This window comes from Lapidilactobacillus wuchangensis (assembly GCF_003946645.1).
Taxonomy (GTDB): domain Bacteria; phylum Bacillota; class Bacilli; order Lactobacillales; family Lactobacillaceae; genus Lapidilactobacillus; species Lapidilactobacillus wuchangensis.
In genome coordinates, this window is the sequence record NZ_RHOU01000003.1 from 166,029 (window position 1) to 187,904 (window position 21,876).

The window sequence follows — 21,876 nt, forward strand, 5'->3', positions numbered from 1 at the left end:
TGAGTGTCACTCCTAACTTTCTTGTAATAAAGATTGCCAATGTTGAATTAAATTTAAAGCTTGCATTGGCGTCATTTGATTTAAATCAGCAGCCTTAACTTCGCCAGCCAAGTTCTGCAAGGCTGGATCAACTGGTTGCTCTTCAGCCACAGTTGGTAATGGCTCCGGTTCGACTGCCAAATTAAACAGAGGAATCTGTTCAGTTAGCTCAGCATCACCATCAGCCAAATCATTGCCCTCAGCTTCCAAAACTCGTAAAACTTTACCAGCGCGTTTAATGACAGCATTTGGCAAACCAGCAAGTTGAGCCACATGAATCCCGTAAGATTTATCGGCGGGACCAGGTAAAACTTGATGCAGGAAAATCAAGTGACCGTGTTCCTCAGTGGCGCCGACATGCACGTTACGTAATTTTGGCAAGCGTTCGGCTAATTGGGTCAATTCGTGATAATGGGTCGAAAAAAGCGTCTTTGCCCCCAGATGATCATGAATATACTCAATAATCGCGTCAGCCAAAGCAATCCCATCATAAGTTGCCGTCCCGCGACCTAATTCATCAAACAACAACAAGCTACGCGAAGTTGCTTGAGTTAAGGCCTGATTAGCCTCTTTCATTTCCACCATAAAGGTACTTTCGCCAGAAATCAAATCATCGGCGGCCCCAATGCGGGTAAAAATCTGATCAAAAATTGGCAACACCGCTGATTCAGCGGGAACAAAACAGCCAATTTGCGCCAGAATCACAATCAAACCAAGTTGGCGCATATAAGTACTTTTACCAGACATATTCGGACCAGTAATCAGGAGAATATTTGTTTGGGCATCCATTTCAATTGAGTTGGGGATAAATTCGTTGGCTGCTAACACGCGTTCAACCACGGGATGCCGCCCTTTGATCACTTTAATATCTTGACTAGTGGTACTTAATTCGGGACGAACATAATGTTCCTGTTCGCTGACAACGGCGAAACTTTGTAAAACATCCAGTGCCGAAATAACTTTGGCTAATTGTTGAATCCGCTTCGTTTCCGCTTTGACTTGATCACGAACTTGAACGAAAATTTGATATTCCAATTCAGTCGAACGATCTTGCGCCTGCAAAATCAAGGCTTCATGTTCTTTTAATTCCGGGGTAATATAGCGTTCCGCGTTGGTCAAGGTTTGCTTGCGAGAATAACGGTCTTCCGGCACCAGCGCTTTATTAGCGTTCGTCACTTCGATGTAATAACCAAACACCCGTGTATAACCGACCTTCAAGGTGCTAATGCCAGTAAGTTTGCGCTCTTTGGCTTCCAAAGCTGCGAGCCAGCCCTTACCGTTTTCCATGGCATCCCGATATTGATCAAGCTGTTCATTATATTGGGGCTTGATCACGTGGCCTTCAGTAATCGAAATTGGCGCATCTTCCGAAATGGCGGCACTGATCAAAGCCCGCACATCCGTTAGTTCATCTAGTTGTTCCTGATAAGAATCCAAAGCACTGCCACTCATTTTTGCTAAAGTGGCTTTAATTAATGGTACCTGATTTAAGGAATTTAACAGCTGAATTAGATCGCGACCATTCGCACTGCCAAACGCAATCCGGCCTGCTAGCCGCTCCAGATCATAGACTTTCTGTAAAGCCTTCTGTAAATCTAGGCGTTCAAAGTAATGGGCAATTAAGGTCGTCACCACATCTTGACGCCGATTTAATTCGGCCTGATCCAATAACGGCCGATCAAGCCATTGCTTCAATAAACGACCACCCATCGCCGTTTTGGTTTTATCTAACAACCACAACAAGGTGCCATCGCGCTTACCCGTCCGCAGCGAATTGAAAACTTCCAAATTGGCCTTAACCGTATGATCCATCCGTAAGTACTGATCAATTTGGTAGGCCTCAGCCAGTTGCAAATGGCCTAAGGAGCGCTTTTGCGTTGCCAACAAATAACTAATTAAAATCTGTAAAGCTTGCCGTTGATCCTGATCAGTAATTCGTTGAGCGGTGAAACTGAATTCACTGGATTCCGCCAATTGCTTATTTTTGGACAACATTAAACCCAGTTTGATCAGTGTTTTTTGCTGGTCTTTAGGTAACTCGTTGGTGATCACAACTTCTTTAGTATTTAAGTTCAGCAACTCATTCATCACTTCGCCAAATGAATGCAGTGACGTCACCTTAACTTCACCAGTGGTTAAATCAGCATAAGCCAAGGCATAGTTGTTCTTTGCCACTTGTAAGGCGGTTAAATAATTATTTTGTTTCGCGGCGCTAGGGTCTTGATCCATCATCGTTCCTGGCGTAATCAATTGAATAACTTCCCGCTTGACCATACCTTGAGCCAATTTAGGATCTTCCATTTGTTCACAAATCGCAACTTTATAACCCTTGTCCACCAAAATATCAATATAGTTTTGGGCCGCGTGGTGCGGTACACCACACATCGGAATCGGGTCAGTAGCACTTTTATTCCGCGCAGTTAAAGTCAGTTCAAGAATTTGCGAACCCTTAATGGCGTCATCATAAAAAAGTTCATAAAAATCGCCAATTCGGTAAAAAAGAAAAGTATCTTGGTAATCTTTCTTAATCGCCAAGTATTGTTGCATCATCGGCGTATCTTTCGTCTTCTGTGGCATCTAACTCTCCTACTATTCTAAAAACGGCCGATCAGGATTAATGCTAAATGGTTGCAGCTTACGAGCCTGACCGGTTTTTTCGTCTAATTCAAAATAACAACCATTCAGTTGACCGGGACCACTCTTCGGTGTTTCAAAGCGAACCGGTAAATTCGTCCGGAATTTCTCGATTACCCGATCTTTATTCATTCCCAGGATTTCGTTGTAAGGGCCAGTCATCCCGGCATCAGTCAAATAAGCGGTGCCTTTTGGTAAAATCCGGGCATCATTGGTTTGCACATGAGTATGAGTGCCAATTACCGCTGCCACGCGACCATCCAAGTACCAAGCCATCGCTAATTTTTCGCTAGTCGTTTCCGCATGAAAATCAACAAAAATCAAATCACACTTGTCCTGCAATTCAGCCACTAATTCATCGGCCTTAGCGAAAGGATCATCAATCGGATTAATAAACACGCGACCTTGAAGATTGATCACGCCAACAACCGTTTGATTGATTTTGACCAACGTATAACCTTGCCCTGGTGTGGTCGCCGCTGGATAATTGGCTGGCCGCACCAACTTCTTGGCCTCATCAATAAACTCAAAAATTTCTTGCTTATCAAAGGTGTGATTGCCCATGGTAACCACATCGGCCCCAGCCTGCAAAATCAGCTTATAAAGTGACCGAGTAATGCCCTTACCACTGGCAATATTTTCGCCATTAACAATCGTTAGTTGTGGCCGATATTTTGTTTTTAACTTTGGTAAATAAGTGGTTAACATCGTTTGACCGATTTCACCCATGACGTCGCCAATAAAAATAACCCGCATAATTTTCCTCTTTCCATAATCAATTAATTTTACCATAATTAGGCCGACAATTCAGAGCGACTTCTGGCAAACGCCACTGTTAAAAGCGCCATTTTACGGTCTGATATTTAAGCGGATTAAGGGTAAAAAAATAATTCCGCGACAATTAGCTCGTCGTCACAGAATTATGATTGTGCAAATAAAATGGTTCAATCTGAATTAATTAAACTTCCTAACTAAATAATAGCATGCTTGTCAAATTTGTTTGAATAAAATAACTGTGTTAAATAATTTCTTTTTAAATATTTAGTGAAGATGATCAAACAGAATTGAGTCTGACTCTATTGCGGGCTTGCTGGTTGTGGAACGCGGCCAGCATCGATTTGAACCAATTGAAGACTAAAATTCAAAACCGTTAAACCATGATTATGGTGTTGAAACAGAATTAGTTCTGACTCCATTGCGGGCTGCTTGGCGTGGAACGCGGCCGACGTTGATCTGAGCCAATTACAAACCGAATTGTCACAGATGCAAGTCTTATTGTAAGTGCTAAAGCACCAACAATAATTTGGCGGCTGACCCCAAGATCCCTCCATTCCGTCTGGAGTTAAGGTGGCGCACTTCAGTTTTTTTGATACTTAAATTAATTTCAGTGGGACTAATCAACTAAATCCGAATTGTTGCCACAATTGAACAACAGCACCAAAAAAGTGAGATTAACAGTTTCTGGTTTTATCCAGAAATCTTGTCAAACAGAATCAGTACTTTACTCCATTCTGCTTTTCTAATTAGTGGTACTGAATTTTGTTAGTTTCCACAGCTGGTTGCTGGGCGATTGACATCCAGCTTCACTAGTATTGCCTTGATATCGACTAAATCTAAAGTGGACCACGCTAGCTCAAAACGCAGTGGAGGCCGCCGGGTTGTCAGTCGCCAAATTCTTCTTGCCGCTTTAGCGGTTAGAAGAAGGGTTGTATTTGAGATTGTTGCAACGCAATAAGCTCAAATCAATCCCGGTAACGTTCCACAACCCGCCGACCGCAACGGAGTTGTCCGCTTTTCTGCCTAAAACTAATTTTAGTTTTAAATCGACGGTCCTAGCGCTCCACGCCATAAAAATCGCTAGACCCCGGCCTCTCTCAACTAGGAAGTGATCAGGATTGGTCACTTCCACGCCAGCCCGCAATATCTTCCGGCTGGAAATCAGCTGTCATTTTAACACCATAGGCCTGCTCGTAAGCCCGAACTTTCTGCCGATAATCCTGGGCCATCATCGCTTCACTATTTGCCGCTACACTTTTAGCCGGATCGGGGTAAATCACTGGCAGAATATGAACCGTATATTGAATCTGCTGAAATTCATCATTATCCATCTTTGGTTCCGCGGTCATCGTCACGAAACAGGACAAAATCGGCTGTTTCAGTTTAGCCGCATAATAATAAGCGCCACGTTTCGGCGGCCGCGGTTTCCGATAATTAAACCACATTTCCTGCTCTGGATAAATCAAAACAAAATTTCCCTGTTGCAATTTACTCGCCAATAAATTCGGAAAAGTCCTGCCCATATAATTCATGCCATGACCAATTGGTAAAATATCATCATAATTCATCATGAAGCCAATAAAGCCAGTCATTTTCAGATTTGTCGGCTGACTGACAATATATAATCGCCGGTGTCGAACTTTCTGCACCATTTTGCGAATCGCGGTATTTTCTAAAGGATTGAAATGATTGCTGGTAATAATCGCACCACCCTTAAAATGCCGCAAATTTTCAATACCGACAATTTTCGTATGCCGATTTAAATAATCGGTGGATAAGCGCATCATGCTGCGGGCAACAACATTTTTAAAATGATAATTTAAACGCTGAGTCGCCGCTAAATGATTTTGTAATAACGCCTGTTCTTCATGGGTTGTTAATTCAGGATCGCCAATTTCGACTTTGGCATTGAATTGTTTCGTTGCCACCGAGTGCTCAATATTGGCAACAACCGCTTTTTTACTCCCGCCGATAATCATAACTGCACCTGTTCACCTTGTGCTCGTGCCTGCTTAAACGTGAATGTCTCATCAGGAAAAGCAATAATTCGTTGCATTAATAAATCTTTATGTTCCGCATCAGCAGCGGTTTGACTTGGCGAATACTGGGCTAACTGGGCCCGCAATTCGTCTTGATAATCAGTCTGATCGGCAAATTGCCAGAATAAATCGGCGTATGGCACCTCAGCATAACACCAAGGTTTCCCAAATAAATTGTAATGGACGATTGCTGGCTGACCGGCAACCGGTAAAGCGTGCTCCGTTTGCAAATTCCAAGTCGGTCCTAAATAAGTGGTCCGGCCGTAACAAATACCATTGAGATAATCCTGATCAGGGGCAATCAGTTGAAAGTGATATTGATTGAGCAGCTTCAGAAAATGCTGACTAAATTTTTCGGCGCGTAAAGCTTTTAGATTAAGTAAAAGCACCCCGGAATTAATATAATGATCAGGATCAACGCCCACGGCCAATTCGGCATAGCGCCGAGTGCGCGGATCGCTACAAATAAAGGCATCAGGAATCGCACCAATCAAATGACTGCCTAAATCCTGTTGGGCCAATTGCGCAATGTCCGTCGTAATAATCGTATCAGCATCTAAATAAACGCCTTGATCATATTCCGGGAATAGGTCAGCAATAAATAAGCGATAATAAATCGTCAAGGTGAAATAATCAGCTCGTAAAGTGTTGTCATCACCACCGAATTGAGTCAATAGATCTGGGGTCAGTTGATAGAACGTAATTGGACAATTATCAGTGGCCATTTTACCTAAGCGCTGCTGATTAGCTAACGTTAACTTTTGATACAAAACAATCACTTGGTATTTTTGCTCTGGATTTAAATGAGTTAGCAATGATTGCAAAGAAGCGGCTAAGTATGGGGCATATTGATCATTGATACCATAAAAAATAGGAATAACTGCTGTTTTCATCATCAAGTGCCTCCAATTTTTTTCATAAATTAATTAAAACTTCGTGGTACTAGCGGTCAGCTCGTGGTAACTCTGAAATAAATCATCGTAATCGTGCAACCCTAGCTGCTCCTGAACAGCCGTCATCTGCCAAGGTTTAATCGTTACCGTATGAAACCAGGGAAAGAATCGAAAACTAGTCGTAAAGTGTTGAAAAACCGTGTCTGCTTGCCGCCGATGTTGTTCATTAAATTTGACTGGCGCTATTTTCTTGTAACGCGCCAATTTATTTAAGGCAGACTGATCAGGCATAAACATTCGTTGTTCACGACAACGTTGGCGACAGGCCGCAAATAATCCGTTCTGCCGAATTTGTCCTAAATTCAGTAACAACACCCCTGAATTTAAATAATCTAAATGGGTCCAACTTTGATGGAAGAACCAGCGACCATAATGATCTAAAACACCAACCAGATCATTCCCGGCAAAATCCTGCTGATAAAACGCTTGAAAATCTTGGCAGCAGAGCACATCAGTATCCAAATACAAGAGCCGCTCCGGTAATAACGTCACTTGATCCGCATAAAGCCGCAACATGCAATTAGGTGTAAATGACGTGGCTAGATTGGCAGTTGGTGGCGTTGCGGCGAATAAATCACTAATGTCGATTTTAATAATCTCACTTGTATCATGACGAGCCTGTAGTTTGGCTTGCAATAAAGCAATCGGCTGTTCAGCTAGTGGTTGAAATTGGTGACTAGCCGTGGTAATTGTGGCGGTCAGAACATAAATATGCAGTGGTTCCTGAGTTTGCGCCATTAATGACAAGACTGACAACTCTAAACCAGTCGCCATTTTGTTATCGCCGCAGTATAAAATATTCATGATCCACCTTCTTTCCGATTTGTAGCTGCTCGATATTGATACTCATCGTAATGATTAGCCTGAGTGCGTCGCGCCATTGCCTGGGCGACTTGATCACGCAATTGCGTTTGCTGGGCAACCCGACTTAACTGATCATCAGCGAAAAAAGGCCCATCTAAAAAAACAGTTCGGCGTGGTCGGCGGCTCCAGCGACGTCGTTGATAAGTTACCGTCATCGCAAAAACGGGTGCCTTAGTAGTGGCTGGATAATGAAAGGTTGCCACTGGTAAGGGTCGGATTTTTGTATAATAGGGCCAAACATGAGCCTCAGGATAGATCACTACTGCCTTGGCTTGCTGAATGGCAGTCCGCAGTCCAGCCTGAAAATGGACAAATTGCTGCCGACCAACAGGTAGTGGCACTGCCCCACCAGCGGCTAAAATCCGCCGCAAGCCAGGTAGACCCCAATTAGCCGGACTGGCAATAATCCACGGTCGCTGTTGACCTAAGACCATAAATGGCAAAAACGCATCGCCCATAATTTGCGTGTGATTACTGTATAAATAAATCCCCTGATGCTGATATGGCCGCAAAATTTCACGATTTTTGACTTGCAAATGTAGCCCTAAATGTTGATAACCCCAAGCAAAAATTCGCAACCACGGTCGCAGCAACCAACTGCGTAGCCGGGCACCAAATTGGGTACGCTGATAATCAAAGTCGGCCGGCATAGTCGTTTGTTGCTGGGGACTAGTCACGAAATCATCCTGAAAACTATGATAATAATAAACAGTTGGCTGTTTTGTCTTCATGATTGCCTACTCTGGCTCATAGGCAATACTGCGATAAACATTCTCAGCAATCTGGGCCAAATCTGCTGTAAAATCATATTGTCGTTCTGGTGCGATATTCGTCACTAAAATAAAATAACCCAACAATTGACTAACGAATGATTGCACTACGTTACGTAAAAAGCGCCAGTCATGACTTTGATTTTCTGGTTTCAGTCGCTGCCAAACCCGCTTGATCAATTGGTTTTGCTGTAGCTGAAAGGCCTGTAAAACTTGTTTTTTAAACTTCGCATCGGCCAAAAACTCGGAAAACAGAATCAAAATGACTTCTTTATTCTGATACATAAATTGAAACCGTTCCTGAGCAACTTCATTTAACGTCTGTTGCAGCTGATCAGTTGCGAAGCGTTGCAAATCTAAATGCTGCAGAAAATCGCTGGCATAATTTGGAATCAAATTCTCAGCAATGGGAGTCGTAATTTGGTGGAGCAATTCATCCTTACTATGGAAATATTTAAATAAAACTGCCTGACTAACGCCAGCTTCTTCAGCAATCATCTTAGTACTGGTGCGGGAGAAGCCATCCCGGGCAAACAAATGAATCGCTGCTGATAAAACCTTGCGCTGACTTAAGGGCATTTTGGCGATGTCATACCAGTGCTCCAAATCAGTCACAATTTTTTCTGTCAAAAATAATTCCTCCTTAATAGTTAGTGAGTAACCACTCACTCATTTTAGCAAAAGGACTAGGCAAATACAATTCTCCCAAAATCACGCCATTAAAAAGCAGAGTGTAACAAAAGGCGGTTAGCCGGTGAGCATTAACGTAAAATAACGACCAATTCGTCAGAATTGATCGTTATTTTGTCGTTAAGCGGAACCGGCTGCCTTTTGAGAACACGTTTCAGCAGCTAATGTTCGTTTTATTTTTGAAGAAAGGACTTATGTCACAGCCTACTTTTTATCATCAGCTACTTGATTTCGTTGACACGAATCAGGCTGAAATTTTAAGCTAAATATGTTTTTTCTTTGGTGTTAAGGCAATTGCTAGAAAACCAACTAAAGCTAAGCCGGCAATGGTCAGGAAGGTGCCCTGCTTCTTTTCATTTGTCTTAGGCAAGAGCACTCCAGCCGCCTCGTTATTTAGCGTTGGTAAGGTCGTAGGTTCACTTGAATTAGCAGTTGTTGCTGATTGAACCGTTTTAGCAACGGTTGGTTTAAGTGCGCGACCCGTTTTTGGTAATAAAATACCAGTTGTTAGCTCTGAAGTCGTTGTTGAGGTTGACTCAGTCTTACCAGTATTCGTTGGTGTGGTAGTCGTGGTTTGACCACCGACAACTTGATAAGTAACTGTCAACGTACTGTCCTGATCAGTTGCTTGTGGTGTAGCTGCGGTAATCTCAGCTGGATCAGCTTGATAACCAGCCACTACTGGACTCGTAACTGCAGCAAAGGTCCCGTCGGCTTGCCAATCACTGTAGGAAACTGCACCGTCAACTAAGTCAGTCGTCTTAGTTCGGGTAAAGTTAACTGTCTGTTGTCGTGCAGCTGGTGCCTTGACCAAGCCACCTTTGACTACATAGTTGATTGTCCGGTTAACTTGCTTAGTTTCAGTGCTAGTGGCGACATCATCACCATAAACCACATCATAAACATTGTTTTGCGCGGCGACAAAACTTGCATTTTGAGTGCCATCACTAACAACATGATAGTTTGCTTTGGCAGGAATCGTTATTGCTGGTAATTGAGCACCAGCGACCCCGGTAACGGTTGTTGCTGGGAATAATTCATTGCCCTGACTATCAACAAAACGAATTGTCGCGGTCACTTTCTTTTGGGCCACGTAAGTTGTTGCAGTAGTTACCGGGGTACTAACAATTTGCGCACCAGTCATGGTACTACCCTTAGGATCTGCCTCAGTCCCACCTAAAGATGGTTCAACTGTTTGCCATTTGCCAGTATTAGCATTATTAGGATCACTGGCATTAGCAGCTGGATCGCCTAAATTAGTGGCTGCAAAATTAACTACTTTCGGACCGATCGTGATTTTTTCAAGGCTGGATAAACCAGCTAAAGCATCATCATTTAAGGTCCCAGCACTCGTATCAAAATTGCTTAAATCAAGACTTGTTAAACTGGCATCATCGAGGAACATCCCCCAGAAATAGGCACTCTTGCTCGTATCAAAATGACTAACATCCACTTGTTCTAAAGCAGTATCATAAGCAAACAGATAGCCGAAATCTTCAACATTGCTGGTGTCCCATTTAGAAACATCGATCTGAGTAATCGGCATGTCTTCAAAGGTATTATCCAAGGCCGTAACGTGACTGGTATTCCAATTGGCAACGGCTAAATTTGTAATACCAGTACTTTCAAAAGTACCATCCAAACTATTCAGACTAGCCGTGTTCCAGTTGGCCACATCGAGACTCGTCAAAGCCCCATCATTTTTAAACATCTGTCTCATCGAAGTAACTTGGCTAACATCCCAATTGGCCACATCGATCGAGGTTAAAGAGGTATCATCCCAAAATAATTGCTCCATATTAGTGACGTTCGCAACGTCAAAATTGCTTGCGCCTTGAACCGTGGTCAAATTTGGTAAATCATCAAAGTATTTATCCAAATCGCCATCACCAGCTGCAACAGTCACGGTTGGTTCAAAAACAATCGTCTTAATTTTTGAAGCAGATTGCTTCCAATAAAATGCTCCTGGTTGACTGCGATGGAGGACACCAGCATGAATTGTTAATGTCCCTTGGTCATTAAGATCCCACTTTGCTGCGTCAGCAGCTGTTCCCAGTTGACCTGACGCTACAATTGTTGTGGCTACCTCAGTAACTGGTGTGGCTTGCTTTGTTTGTGGATTAGTTACAACTGCATTGGCATCGCTGCCTGTATTAGTAGCTGCCTGAGCCAAACCACCCGGAACTAAAGCTAGCGTTGCAGTGGCAATCCCCATTACCATCCAACGTTTGCCGGCTTTATACATCTTAAACCGTACTTTCGTATTCATATTTAATCATTCTCCCCAGAATAATTTTATCAGCCAATAATTTATTTAAACAAATTTATTATAGACCTAATTAAATAATATACAAGCATTTTTATACGATATTGTTGATAAATAATTACCTATCATCACGTCACTATCAATTGTTGATAAGTGTTATGATAATGAGTAATCAAACCGATAGATGACTGAATAGATTGGGGACATAATATGACAATTAAATTAGTAGCCTTTGATATGGATGGCACCTTTTTAAATGACCAGAATACTTATAATCATCAGCGCTTTGGCACCATTTTGACAAAGTTGCGAGCTAAAGGCATTCGCGTGGTCTCCGCCAGTGGATCCCAATACCAAAGACTGCAAGATCAATTTGCTGAATTTCAAAACCAAATGGACTTTGTCACCCAAAACGGCGCGGTCGTCTACAGTCAAGGCCAGCCCTTATTGATTCAAGCCATGCCTAAAGAAGCCGTCAGCAAAACTTTATTAGCAATCCAACAACAATTTGCGGCGACTGATATTGCTGAGCATTTGGTGGTTGGTGTCAAATCGGCTTACGTCGATCAACAAATTTCCCAGGCGGCTTACGATTTGACTTATCACTACTACAACCATTTAAAACGAGTGCCCAGTTTGGTGACCGTGACACCAGAACGACTCCAAGATCAAATTACTAGTATTGGGATTACTTTCGGCGATCACGTTAATTTCACAGATAAAGTTAAAACGCTGCAGGAACTCTTACCTAATGGCCTGGCCAGTCAAACTGCCGGCTTTAACACCCAACTGATTAGCGAACAATCCGTTAATAAGGCCCGTGGCTTACAACAGCTACAAGAGAAATATCAAATTGCCAATGATGAAATCATGACTTTTGGTGACGATGAAAATGATTTAAGTATGTTAACAATCACACCACACGGCTACGCGATGACCAATGCCGGCCCGAAAATAAAAGCCGCCGCTCAGAATTTGGCCGTATCTAATAATGACGAGGGTGTGTTGAACGTCATGTCAGAACTGATTTAACGGCTAACGAGTCGGTTTCAAGCTAGGAAATGAATGACGTAGTGAATATTTAATGGTGCTTTGTTTCACTGCCCGTTTTACAGCAAAAAAGAATAATACTTTGAGCTTGCTATTTCTGACGCTAACAGTGATCAAATAAGTTTGACAAAGAACACCTCACCCAATAATCCTTAACGTGAAATAGACCGTGACGTAAATCTATTTAGCTAATAAACTAAACATCAATTATCTAAATATGTTCTGAAGAGAGCGTTGATTCCGTTTAATAAAAAACAACGAACAATATTAAATTGTTCGTTGTTTTTGTGTTATTAAGGACCGCTCAATTACCGCTTTAGGGTACTCAGAATTTAGTCGCCATCTAAATTCTTCTCGACAAAATGAACGGTCGATTGCTGCCAATACTTCTGGTAAGTCCGTTGCGTCTGACCATCAAGATTAAGCAAATATAAGCGAAACGTGACCAGAAAATTCTTCGGCTGCCAAAGTTCTTCATATGAATATTGGTAATTCATCCCTAATTTACGCATCACGGCCCCGCTGCGAGGATTGTTGACATCGTGAGTCGCCGTCAAATATGGCAGTCCATCAAGTTTAGCTTGTTGGACTATGGCCTGCCCAGCCTCAGTGACAATTCCTTGGTGCCAGAACTCTTTCCGAAGTCCATAACCCAAATCATAACTGTCATCTAGATCAATTTTAAGGTAGCCGATCGGTATATTATTTGATTTTAAACAAATCGCATATTGATACCCCCGCTCTTGCTGATAAACCGACAAATATTGCTGTTCATAAACCGTTCTTGCCGCGGCCTCAGTCGTCAAAGGGAACCAAGGTAAGAATTTATTGACAGCTTCATCTTGCAAAATTGTAAAAAGTGCTGGAATATCCGCTTCCGTAAACCGACGCAAAATTAATCGTTGCGTCGTTAATTTTGGTGTATTACTCATTTATTACGCCTCGTCTTTATCTAAAATATTGTTGCCCATTGGACACTGGTGACCACCACTATCAGATGAGCAACCTGCTGTCATTAAATCAGCTGGTTTCGTAGAAAAAGTGCGCGCTCGTGAAGGATAATTAACGTTACTAAATAAAGATCACTGACCAACACCAAGATGCCTGCATTTACAAAAGTAAAGCCATAGAGTAACAGCATTAGACTGCCACCCCACCAAAAATCACGCTTTTCAGTCCAGCTCAGCGTCGAGAAAGCCTTCAAAATAAAAATCAGACTAATCGTTAAAATCAAACTGGTCACAAAGCCCAAGCGCACGAATAAAGTATCCTGTTTAAATAAATTAACCGCAAAAAAGGTTTCCAAACTGAGCATTAATAGAAAAGTAATGTGAACCCCACGAAAAGAAACTAGTTTCAAATAATTTTTGCCTTTAACGTGAACGGAATCAATTAAAGCATAATAAAGCCAGAAAATACTAACCACACTGATCATGAGCAACAAGAATTGGAAAATCGTTGTCAGCGTGAGCCGAGCTGCTACCTGTTCGACAATTGTCGCGACAGCCTCTCCAAGAATAATCATCGTAAAAGTCCCATAGCGCTCCTGTAAAGCATCACTAATTTCAAAGGGTATTTTCCGTTGACGAAATTCTAAATCAAAATTATGTCGTTCCGAAATCAAAATAACCGATTTTAATAAAACAACGATGACAATTAAAATAGTTTGAACTGCAATATTTTTAATAAAAAACGTTGCGACTAACAGTAATAATTGAACCATCGCACTAATCAAGTAGGGTCGAATCGTCAACATATGGGCCGGATCAAAATGAACCACCCGCCACCACAAATAAATCATAAACACCTGAAGTAACAAATACATCCCAATAAATGGCTGATAATTACCGGCAAAGAAAGTCGTGATTGTTGCCGCTAATAACGCTACTTCTGCCACCAACACAATGGTCAAAAAGGTATTCCTGACCGAACTATTGCCATGCAAATCAAAATAAAGCACAAAATTATTCCAAATATCAAAAACCAATAAAAATACCAATACAAACCGACCAATATTTAATCGGCTGATATCCTCACTCAAGCCACTGATCAAATAATGAATCGCAATAATAAAAACCAAGTCGGAAAACAATTCCAACCAAGAAATTTTCCGATCACTGATCACGTGTGTAATTTGTCGCGGTGTCCCCCACCAATCGTGTTTTTTCTGCATCTGGCATCTCCTGAAATTCTTATCTAAGCCCACTTACTTAATTTATTATACCTAAAATTTGGTTCAGGTAAGTCGAGATCCTGTATTTCAATTAGTAATGACAAAATACGGCTGTTTTTTTATTGTTGCCTGCATTTAAGCTGGGGCTAATTAGACCCAGTGAATAATAATTAACTGAGTCATAGCTGACCGACCAAATTAAACGATTATTGAGTTATATTTCCGTTTTAGCGTAGCACAAAACCAAATCAATAAATAATGCCAATTATTGATTAACTCTTATTCATTTTGCTGATACCATTCAAAGAGATAACTGTGCTGTTTGTCGTTAGGTCTGAAATCTTCATCAACAAAACAGTAAGACTAATCTGATAAAAGGCTATAAAGCAACCTTTTCCAACAGCTTTTTTCCAAATTTAAAAGCGTCCCAATAAGTTTTTAAACCAACTTATTGAGCCGCCACCTAAAAATCATGTTCAATTTTTCTAATTTCGTTTAACATATTATCCGTCCCTGGTTTGCTGATGCCTAAACTCTGCTGATAATATTTGTCAGGTTGGTCAATTATTTTGATCACCAAATCAGCAATACTTTGCCGGGAGATCATGGTCCCCTTAAATACTTCGCCTTTCTTAGTCAGCTCATAATCAATTTCATCATCATTGGTCATATAAGCCGCACGAATAATAGTATAACTTAAGTTACTTGCTTCAATCAGTTTTGCTGCGCGGCGGGTATTTTCTTTCGATTCATGACCGACATAATTCTCGACCCTACTACCAAAGGGGTCAGGCGTTTCATGATATAAACCCGATCCCGTGATCCAGATCAAATTTTTTACGTGACTATTTTGCATGACGTCAACAATATTCTTGGCGAATCCTGCCATATTTCCACTTAGGTTAGCATAAACAAAATCCTGTCCCTTCATAACGGCTGAAAGTAACGCTCGGTCGTTGACGTCTCCCTGAACCAATTCAATATTATTCGCAGATTTTAGCTTGGCTAACCTTTGCCTATTTCTCAAAACTAAGGTTAGTTGATAATTTTTGTTATTTAATAAACGCTTTTCAACTAACCGGGCAATTTTACCATTTGCGCCTAGGATTAATATTCTTTTCATTTTAACTCCTAATCATTAATGAATTGTATAACCACCATCGACTGGAATTGCTTGACCAATAATATAACTGGCAGCATCGCTACAAAGGAATAAAACTACCTGCGCGACCTCCTCTGGATGAGCTAACCGGCCAATGGGAATCTCTTTAATAAGCCCGTCCATCTCAGACTTCTCTGTTTGATCCATTCTCGCCACCATTGGTGTTTCGATAATGCCAGGACAAACAGCATTGATTCGAATGCCGGCTTGGGCATATTCTAAGGCACTGCTCTTGGTTAATCCTAAAACACCATGCTTAGAAGCGTGATAAGCACTACGGCCAGCAATTCCGACTAAGCCACCCATTGATGAGCAATTAACAATGGCCCCTTTAGTTGCTTGTCGGCTCATTTGCTTTAACTCATATTTCATGGATAAGAAGATACCCTTTAAATTAATATTTAAGACCTGGTCATATTCTGCTAAAGATAAATCCTCCGTTTTAGTAACTGGGCTCTGAATCCCGGCGTTATTATAAGCAAAGTCTAAATGACCAAACTTTTTAACTGTAAAATCGACCATTGCTTTCGTATCTGCTTCCTGTGAAACATCGGCTTCAAAGGATACTGCCTGATAGCCTTGTCTGGTCAAATTATCAGCTTCCTTTTTAGGCTCATGTCGCCCGACCAAAACCACGGTGGCGCCAGATTTAGCAAAAAGAGTTGCGGCACTTAAGCCGATACCAGTCCTAGCGCCAGTTATTATAACTACTTTGCCATCAAAATCATTCATCTGCTTACCTCCTAATTTTCTAACTTAAAATCGATGATCGAGTCACCGATTGAATTAAAGAAACTAACCTCATTTTCAAGATGACCAACAATCTGTAGTTGATCGATGATTTCTCCAGTTTGTTTATAAAAAATCACTAAACTGTGTAGTGGCTTCCAGTAACCAATATCGCCAACTTCATACCCACTAGTTGTGGCTTTCTTAGCGGGCAATGCCTCTTTAAAGCGATATGTCATCTCTCGTGAATAGAGATTTCTCATTTTAACAGCCATCGGCAACTTATTCAGCAAGTCCTTGGCGGTGTCACTGTCATTAAAATCCGCGATCAAGTCTTGATCATTTAAACTGATTCTTACTTTAGTCATCTGCTTCATTCTCCTTTGAAATAGCTTGGTAACTTTAAATTCACTTGATCAACCGTTAATGAGTTATTTTCACTTTGGCTTCACTTAAATTCAAAATATCCATCGTTCTTAATTTCTTGCGGTTAACTCGATTTCTGCTCGCTCAATAACTTTATGCTGTAATTTTTTTCGGAACTCATTATAGAAAAAACCATTTTTTAAATTCGTTGGTTTGTTTAAAGCATAAATTGTTAATGTATAGTCGTGCGGCTTATCTGGTGGCGTTGGCCCTGCATAATGACTGGTAAGATCGTCATCATTTACTTCATAGAACCGTGAATTCCAAGTATTTCTACCTTGTGGGCCCTTAAATTGACGACTAAAATCCTCTGAAATTTCATTAACTACCGGAATATCAGCGACTAGCCAGTGAATAAATGGAAAACCAGTTCTTGGCACAGCATCATAATCAATTAATGAAATTGCTAAATACTTTGTGTTTTCAGGTAGGTCGTTCAAGATAATTGGAAAAGATATTACTGGCTGATCACTTTGTTTTGTTTGGGAGTATTTCGTATATCTATCTGGTAAATACCCTTGTTCTAAATGTACTTCGATTCTCATAGTAACAACCTCTTTCTAATAGAAGGATGGCTTATCCCACTCCGTATTTGGTTCCACCACGCCGATACTTTCGGCGACATATAAACTAGGATTCTTAACGATATCGACAATTAACTTGGCAACTGCTTGGCGTGTCACTTGAGTCCCCTTCATTGGCTGACCTTGAGGAATTACTTCATATTGATAATTATTATCTTGGTTATATAACCAACTCATTCTTAAGAAGGTATACTGCAATCCACTGTCATCAATTACTGCTGCAGCTTTTTTAATTGCCGTATAATCCCCCATCATCCGAGCATTCCACTGACCAAACTTTCCGGCTACTTCGTCATAAATTCCCAAACCACCGGCGACAATCAAACGTTGCACGTGAACCTGTTTCATAGCGGCAACAACATTTTTATTAGCATCAATGAAATGACCTGTGGCTAAGTAGACAATATCCTGCCCTTTTATGGCACCTTGTAAATCATTTAAATTATTCCAATCGCCAGCAACAACGGTGATCCGGGGGTTACCTTGATACTGGGTCAATCTTTGTCGGGCATGTCTGGCGAAAAGAGTTATTTCTGCATTAGTTTCAGTCAACAACATGGGCAGCAAATACTTCGAAATATTACTGGTAGCACCTAATAAAATAACTTTTAACATTGTTCGCTCCTAACCTTGTTTTGTTGGATAAACAGTAAATTCATTGATGTTGACATCTTCTGGCTGATCGATTGCGAAATTAACGACGCGGGCAATCGCATCTGGTGTAATCCCAACAGATTGATATAGTTGGTCCATTCCCTGCTTAGAACTTGTATCAGTAATGTGTTGCAACAATTCAGTATTGATCGCTGCAGGATAAATAGTAGCGGTTCTAATATTGGTTTGTTCTTTGGCACTTTCCATTCGAATAACTTCCATTAAATTTCTAACTGCAAATTTAGTAGCCCCGTAAACACCTGAACCGATAAAACTCTTCAACCCGGCAACCGATGAAGTCGTAATGATCTGACCATGTTTTTGACTTGTAAAATCAGGCATAACGGCAGCGACTCCGTTTAAAACGCCTTTCAAGTTAACATCGATCATGGCATTCCATTCTTTTACCTTTAAAGCACTGATTGGCGAAGTTGGCATAATACCGGCATTGTTATAAATAACATCAATTGCACCAAATTTATCTTTGGCTAATGCCACTAAAGCTTCTAAATCTTCTGGGTCAGTAACATCAGTTACGCGATATATGGCTTGGCCACCATTTTCGCTGATGCTCTGACAAATTTCTTGCAAACGTGATTCACGTCTTGCTCCTAAAACAACGTCTGCTCCGTTCTTAGCTAACATTTTTGCGGTTGCTTCACCGATTCCTGATGAAGCTCCTGTGATAACAACTACTTTATTTTTGACTGACATATTGATGTCCTCCTATTTTTTCTTATTTAAAATATGATGATAACTAACCACATTCATTTGTTGACGATTATATTTGTTGAAGACAATCTTTTCGCCATAAGGTGCTAATTTGATGGTTCTTTTACCAATTATTTGCCACGAACCAGAATAAATGTTCTTAACACCATGTTGATTCTCATGCCATTGATGATTTTTGGTACAAGTAATTTTTTGGTGAATATCTTTGTCGTGATGATTAACCCAAACGCCAACAACATCTTTTGTAGTTATTTGCCTAACGGTTAATTGCTGGCTGCCCTGAACAGAAACTGCTTGATCAGTGAGGCCGTAGCGAAAACCAATCAGTATCAGAATACCAACAAACGACATTGTTCTAATTAAATAGTTAAACTTATTGTTCATTCCCATTCCCTTTCGTTGTCACTCCTTTTTGATTACAAATACTATTATAGCTAGATTTTAAATCATTTGAAGAATCTAAAAGTTGATGTTGCATTAACTAATGGTTTATACTGATCACAAGGAGATCAAACTATGGATATCACACAACTACAAACTTTTATTAGAGTCAGTGAATATGGAAGCTTCACTAAGGCGGCCGAACAGGGATTTATCTCAGGAACAGCCGTTATGAAACAAATCAATCGTTTAGAGAGCGAATTGAACCTGCAACTATTCGTTCGAACTGCGACAGGCACAAAACTGACAGTTGAAGGCCAGACCTTTCTACCATATGCCCAACAGATATTAAATATGTTGGACACAGCGATTGAAGAAACGAGGAGGTCGGCTGTAACCAGTCAGAGTATCATCACCGTTGGGACTTCGATCTTGCATCCTGCTGATCCATTTATGGAAATTTGGAAAAAAATAACCACACAGATGTCGGAGTTCCAAATCCGCATCGTGCAGTTACAAGAAGACTTACAGTCTCAAAATCGTGAATATGCAATGTTAGGTAAAACTTGCGACCTAATAGTTGGTACTTTTGATAATGCAACGCTTAAGCACTCATTTAGGGCATTACAGCTAGGACAGTATGATTTTGGTATCGCCGTGAGAAGCGACAATCCTTTAGCTAAGTTGAGTGAGATTACATTTGCTGATTTAAAGAACCAATCTTTATTGAGTGTACCTACCGGAATCAGTGATACCAACGATCAGTTACGAAAAATAATTGCTCAAGACTACCCCCAAATAAAAGTTGTCGAAACCACCGGACGTTATGATATGAATACTTTTAACCAGGCGGTTGAGGAAAACGTTCCCCTAATTACGGTTACTCCTTGGAAGAGAATCCACCCAAATCTGGTTTCAATACCTTTGAAAACAAATATCCATGTGCCGTATGGTATTCTAACAACTAAGCTACCTGGCAGCAACGTCGATAATTTCATACTGCAGTTAACCAAAATTTTACACAAATAAAAAAGACCCGCACCTCTGAAGACGGTACGAGCCAATTGAATCTGACTATGAATACAACTTTAAGATTATCGCTACAGTTGCTCTTTGCAATTAGATTAATATTTTTAGGAGAATATATCTTATGGGAATACTTATGAAAATCCTTATTGGAATCATCGGTCTTTGTGGTGCGGTATATTACGCCATCAAGTGGGGTAAGAATCATCAGGCTAAAATAAAAGCTAAAACGCCAATTGTCATGATGATCTTTTTTATATTTTTTTCAGTCACTGGATTCATTTCCTACAAAGCCGCACCAACCTATGCTGGTGTGAAAGTCACTGCACAGCAAAAGGAACAACTTTCCGACTTAATCAATAAGGAGAAAATCGTTGTTTCGTCATTCTCCAATAACAACAAGGATAGAGGAACGTTAAACAGGGAAATCATGAATATTAGAACTCCATACCTTAAGCTAACCAAAGGTATACCTGCAAATTATATGCTTAAAGAGGCAATCAGTGAACTAAAAAAGGTCAAGCCTGGAGGTTCTGATATTTACCTGGTTTACTACTCTATTTCGGGCATCAATTCGGAAATCGCCAAAAGTGTTTCACGTAAAGGCTATGATGATAAGAGTTTTAAAGCAGTTTTTTATAAACTAAATAAAGACAGTAATGCAGACTCTCTAAAAACACCTGAACAATAAAAAACGCATCCCCCACCGTCCAAAGTTGACTGCATTTTGACTGCACATTTTGTCAAAACTATGCATATCCCTGTAAAACAAAAATGGTACAAATGCTTGATATGTAAGCATTTGTACCATTTTTGTTATTCATTGTAAAAATCATAACGGAGAAGGAGAGATTCGAACTCTCGCGCCAGTTACCCGACCTACACCCTTAGCAGGGGCGCCTCTTCAGCCACTTGAGTACTTCTCCAAAATGGGCCTAAATGGACTTGAACCATCGACCTCACGCTTATCAGGCGTGCGCTCTAACCAACTGAGCTATAGGCCCATTGTGTGAAAGCGGGTGACGAGAATCGGACTCGCGACTACAGCTTGGAAGGCTGTCGTTTTACCACTAAACTACACCCGCATCATACACATGAATTTCAGAAAACATGGCGCGGGACGGAATCGAACCGCCGACACATGGAGCTTCAATCCATTGCTCTACCAACTGAGCTACCGAGCCATTTAAGCTAACGGTTCCAACGAGACTCGAACTCGTGATCTCCTGCGTGACAGGCAGGCGTCCTAACCAACTAGACCATGGAACCAATTGCGGGAACAAGATTTGAACTTGTGACCTTCGGGTTATGAGCCCGACGAGCTACCAGACTGCTCCATCCCGCGATAATAAAAACCTTTCAAAATCCATCAATGATGATGGACCTTGTAGGACTCGAACCTACGACCGGACGGTTATGAGCCGTCTGCTCTAACCAACTGAGCTAAAGGTCCAAGTATAATAGCGGCGAAGGGGATCGAACCCCCGACCTCCCGGGTATGAACCGGACGCTCTAGCCAGCTGAGCTACACCGCCATAATAACTTAAAATACTAATACTTTACAATGATTAACACTTACATTGTAAATCGGGAAGACAGGATTCGAACCTGCGACCCCCTGGTCCCAAACCAGGTGCTCTACCAAGCTGAGCTACTTCCCGAACAATGCACCCAGTAGGAGTCGAACCTACAACCTTCTGATTCGTAGTCAGACACTCTATCCAATTGCGCTATGGGTGCATTTTTCATTATATGCCGAGGACCGGGATCGAACCGGTACGGAGATCACTCTCCGCGGGATTTTAAGTCCCGTGCGTCTGCCTAATTCCGCCACCCCGGCGTTATAATGAAAAGCGGAAGACGAGATTCGAACTCGCGACCCCCACCATGGCAAGGTGATGTTCTACCACTGAACTACTTCCGCAAA

Annotated in this window: 22 protein-coding genes and 12 tRNA genes; 3 read left to right on the plus strand and 31 right to left on the minus strand. The window is 41.3% G+C overall.

Going from position 1 to position 21,876, the window contains the following annotated elements; all coding sequences use genetic code 11:
* Positions 1 to 12: 12 nt before the first annotated feature.
* From mutS to EKM82_RS11325, 10 genes are all read right to left on the minus strand, one after another.
* On the minus strand, positions 13 to 2,616 hold the full coding sequence (gene mutS / locus EKM82_RS04360; RefSeq protein WP_125767094.1) for a DNA mismatch repair protein MutS: 2,604 nt from the start codon (positions 2,614 to 2,616) through the stop codon (positions 13 to 15).
* Between the two features lie 12 nt (positions 2,617 to 2,628).
* Complete coding sequence (locus EKM82_RS04365) at positions 2,629 to 3,429, minus strand: TIGR00282 family metallophosphoesterase (protein ID WP_125767095.1); 801 nt, start codon at positions 3,427 to 3,429, stop codon at positions 2,629 to 2,631.
* Positions 3,430 to 3,749: 320 nt separating this feature from the next.
* Entirely contained in the window at positions 3,750 to 4,004 is a 255-nt protein-coding gene (locus tag EKM82_RS11315) for a hypothetical protein (protein ID WP_164508102.1), read from the minus strand.
* Between the two features lie 356 nt (positions 4,005 to 4,360).
* Positions 4,361 to 4,576, minus strand: a complete 216-nt coding sequence (locus tag EKM82_RS11320; protein WP_164508103.1) for a hypothetical protein — start codon at positions 4,574 to 4,576, stop codon at positions 4,361 to 4,363.
* Positions 4,563 to 5,378 (minus strand): lysophospholipid acyltransferase family protein, encoded by an 816-nt coding sequence (locus EKM82_RS04370; protein ID WP_225419657.1) that lies wholly within the window; start codon positions 5,376 to 5,378, stop codon positions 4,563 to 4,565. Before EKM82_RS04370 ends, EKM82_RS11320 begins: the two co-directional genes overlap by 14 nt.
* Positions 5,379 to 5,425: 47 nt before the next feature.
* A complete protein-coding gene (locus tag EKM82_RS04375) occupies positions 5,426 to 6,385 on the minus strand; it encodes a glycosyltransferase family 8 protein (protein ID WP_125767097.1) in 960 nt (319 codons plus the stop codon).
* Positions 6,386 to 6,415: 30 nt separating this feature from the next.
* The gene (locus EKM82_RS04380; protein WP_125767098.1) at positions 6,416 to 7,246 is read right to left on the minus strand and encodes a glycosyltransferase; all 831 of its coding nucleotides are present in this window, start codon (positions 7,244 to 7,246) and stop codon (positions 6,416 to 6,418) included.
* Entirely contained in the window at positions 7,243 to 8,037 is a 795-nt protein-coding gene (locus EKM82_RS04385) for a lysophospholipid acyltransferase family protein (RefSeq protein WP_125767099.1), read from the minus strand. Before EKM82_RS04385 ends, EKM82_RS04380 begins: the two co-directional genes overlap by 4 nt.
* Before the next feature lie 6 nt (positions 8,038 to 8,043).
* Positions 8,044 to 8,706: a TetR/AcrR family transcriptional regulator gene (locus EKM82_RS04390; RefSeq protein WP_125767100.1), complete on the minus strand. Its 663-nt coding sequence runs from the start codon at positions 8,704 to 8,706 to the stop codon at positions 8,044 to 8,046.
* Between the two features lie 322 nt (positions 8,707 to 9,028).
* Positions 9,029 to 11,035, minus strand: a complete 2,007-nt coding sequence (locus tag EKM82_RS11325; RefSeq protein WP_164508104.1) for a BspA family leucine-rich repeat surface protein — start codon at positions 11,033 to 11,035, stop codon at positions 9,029 to 9,031.
* A gap of 207 nt (positions 11,036 to 11,242) precedes the next feature.
* Here EKM82_RS11325 and EKM82_RS04405 point away from each other — a divergent pair, with 207 nt between their 5' ends.
* Positions 11,243 to 12,064: a Cof-type HAD-IIB family hydrolase gene (locus EKM82_RS04405; protein WP_125767101.1), complete on the plus strand. Its 822-nt coding sequence runs from the start codon at positions 11,243 to 11,245 to the stop codon at positions 12,062 to 12,064.
* A gap of 350 nt (positions 12,065 to 12,414) precedes the next feature.
* On the opposite strand, the gene EKM82_RS04410 is transcribed toward EKM82_RS04405, so the two are convergent.
* The 9 genes from EKM82_RS04410 to EKM82_RS04450 form a co-directional block, all read right to left on the minus strand.
* Positions 12,415 to 13,014, minus strand: a complete 600-nt coding sequence (locus tag EKM82_RS04410) for a GNAT family N-acetyltransferase (RefSeq protein WP_125767102.1) — start codon at positions 13,012 to 13,014, stop codon at positions 12,415 to 12,417.
* 83 nt (positions 13,015 to 13,097) lie between these two features.
* Positions 13,098 to 14,255, minus strand: coding sequence for a low temperature requirement protein A (locus tag EKM82_RS04415; protein ID WP_125767103.1), 1,158 nt, complete (start codon positions 14,253 to 14,255; stop codon positions 13,098 to 13,100).
* A gap of 463 nt (positions 14,256 to 14,718) precedes the next feature.
* The gene (locus EKM82_RS04420; RefSeq protein ID WP_125767104.1) at positions 14,719 to 15,378 is read right to left on the minus strand and encodes an NAD(P)H-binding protein; all 660 of its coding nucleotides are present in this window, start codon (positions 15,376 to 15,378) and stop codon (positions 14,719 to 14,721) included.
* A gap of 15 nt (positions 15,379 to 15,393) precedes the next feature.
* Positions 15,394 to 16,149, minus strand: coding sequence for an SDR family NAD(P)-dependent oxidoreductase (locus EKM82_RS04425; protein WP_125767105.1), 756 nt, complete (start codon positions 16,147 to 16,149; stop codon positions 15,394 to 15,396).
* Positions 16,150 to 16,160: 11 nt separating this feature from the next.
* Positions 16,161 to 16,514: a cyclophilin-like fold protein gene (locus tag EKM82_RS04430; RefSeq protein WP_125767106.1), complete on the minus strand. Its 354-nt coding sequence runs from the start codon at positions 16,512 to 16,514 to the stop codon at positions 16,161 to 16,163.
* Between the two features lie 108 nt (positions 16,515 to 16,622).
* Positions 16,623 to 17,117: a YbhB/YbcL family Raf kinase inhibitor-like protein gene (locus EKM82_RS04435; RefSeq protein ID WP_125767107.1), complete on the minus strand. Its 495-nt coding sequence runs from the start codon at positions 17,115 to 17,117 to the stop codon at positions 16,623 to 16,625.
* 15 nt (positions 17,118 to 17,132) lie between these two features.
* Positions 17,133 to 17,771 (minus strand): SDR family oxidoreductase, encoded by a 639-nt coding sequence (locus EKM82_RS04440; protein ID WP_125767108.1) that lies wholly within the window; start codon positions 17,769 to 17,771, stop codon positions 17,133 to 17,135.
* Positions 17,772 to 17,780: 9 nt separating this feature from the next.
* Positions 17,781 to 18,524 carry an SDR family oxidoreductase gene (locus EKM82_RS04445; RefSeq protein ID WP_125767109.1) on the minus strand — a complete coding sequence of 248 codons (744 nt, stop codon included), beginning with the start codon at positions 18,522 to 18,524 and terminating at the stop codon, positions 17,781 to 17,783.
* A 12-nt stretch (positions 18,525 to 18,536) separates the two neighbouring features.
* Positions 18,537 to 18,926, minus strand: a complete 390-nt coding sequence (locus EKM82_RS04450; protein WP_164508105.1) for a hypothetical protein — start codon at positions 18,924 to 18,926, stop codon at positions 18,537 to 18,539.
* Positions 18,927 to 19,058: 132 nt separating this feature from the next.
* Here EKM82_RS04450 and EKM82_RS04455 point away from each other — a divergent pair, with 132 nt between their 5' ends.
* Both EKM82_RS04455 and EKM82_RS04460 read left to right on the plus strand, forming a co-directional pair.
* The gene (locus tag EKM82_RS04455; RefSeq protein ID WP_125767111.1) at positions 19,059 to 19,952 is read left to right on the plus strand and encodes a LysR family transcriptional regulator; all 894 of its coding nucleotides are present in this window, start codon (positions 19,059 to 19,061) and stop codon (positions 19,950 to 19,952) included.
* Between the two features lie 121 nt (positions 19,953 to 20,073).
* Entirely contained in the window at positions 20,074 to 20,640 is a 567-nt protein-coding gene (locus EKM82_RS04460; protein WP_125767112.1) for a hypothetical protein, read from the plus strand.
* Positions 20,641 to 20,787: 147 nt separating this feature from the next.
* On the opposite strand, the gene EKM82_RS04465 is transcribed toward EKM82_RS04460, so the two are convergent.
* The 12 genes from EKM82_RS04465 to EKM82_RS04520 form a co-directional block, all read right to left on the minus strand.
* Positions 20,788 to 20,875: transfer RNA gene (locus EKM82_RS04465), tRNA-Ser, on the minus strand.
* A 4-nt stretch (positions 20,876 to 20,879) separates the two neighbouring features.
* Positions 20,880 to 20,953: transfer RNA gene (locus EKM82_RS04470), tRNA-Ile, on the minus strand.
* A gap of 10 nt (positions 20,954 to 20,963) precedes the next feature.
* Positions 20,964 to 21,034, minus strand: a tRNA-Gly gene (locus EKM82_RS04475).
* A 26-nt stretch (positions 21,035 to 21,060) separates the two neighbouring features.
* Positions 21,061 to 21,133: transfer RNA gene (locus EKM82_RS04480), tRNA-Phe, on the minus strand.
* Between the two features lie 11 nt (positions 21,134 to 21,144).
* Positions 21,145 to 21,218, minus strand: a tRNA-Asp gene (locus EKM82_RS04485).
* A 2-nt stretch (positions 21,219 to 21,220) separates the two neighbouring features.
* Positions 21,221 to 21,294: transfer RNA gene (locus EKM82_RS04490), tRNA-Met, on the minus strand.
* 34 nt (positions 21,295 to 21,328) lie between these two features.
* Positions 21,329 to 21,402, minus strand: a tRNA-Ile gene (locus EKM82_RS04495).
* An 8-nt stretch (positions 21,403 to 21,410) separates the two neighbouring features.
* Positions 21,411 to 21,484, minus strand: a tRNA-Met gene (locus EKM82_RS04500).
* Between the two features lie 52 nt (positions 21,485 to 21,536).
* Positions 21,537 to 21,610: transfer RNA gene (locus EKM82_RS04505), tRNA-Pro, on the minus strand.
* A 5-nt stretch (positions 21,611 to 21,615) separates the two neighbouring features.
* A tRNA-Arg gene (locus tag EKM82_RS04510) sits at positions 21,616 to 21,689 on the minus strand.
* Positions 21,690 to 21,702: 13 nt separating this feature from the next.
* Positions 21,703 to 21,789 (minus strand) — tRNA-Leu (locus EKM82_RS04515).
* Between the two features lie 12 nt (positions 21,790 to 21,801).
* Positions 21,802 to 21,873, minus strand: a tRNA-Gly gene (locus tag EKM82_RS04520).
* Positions 21,874 to 21,876: the final 3 nt, after the last annotated feature.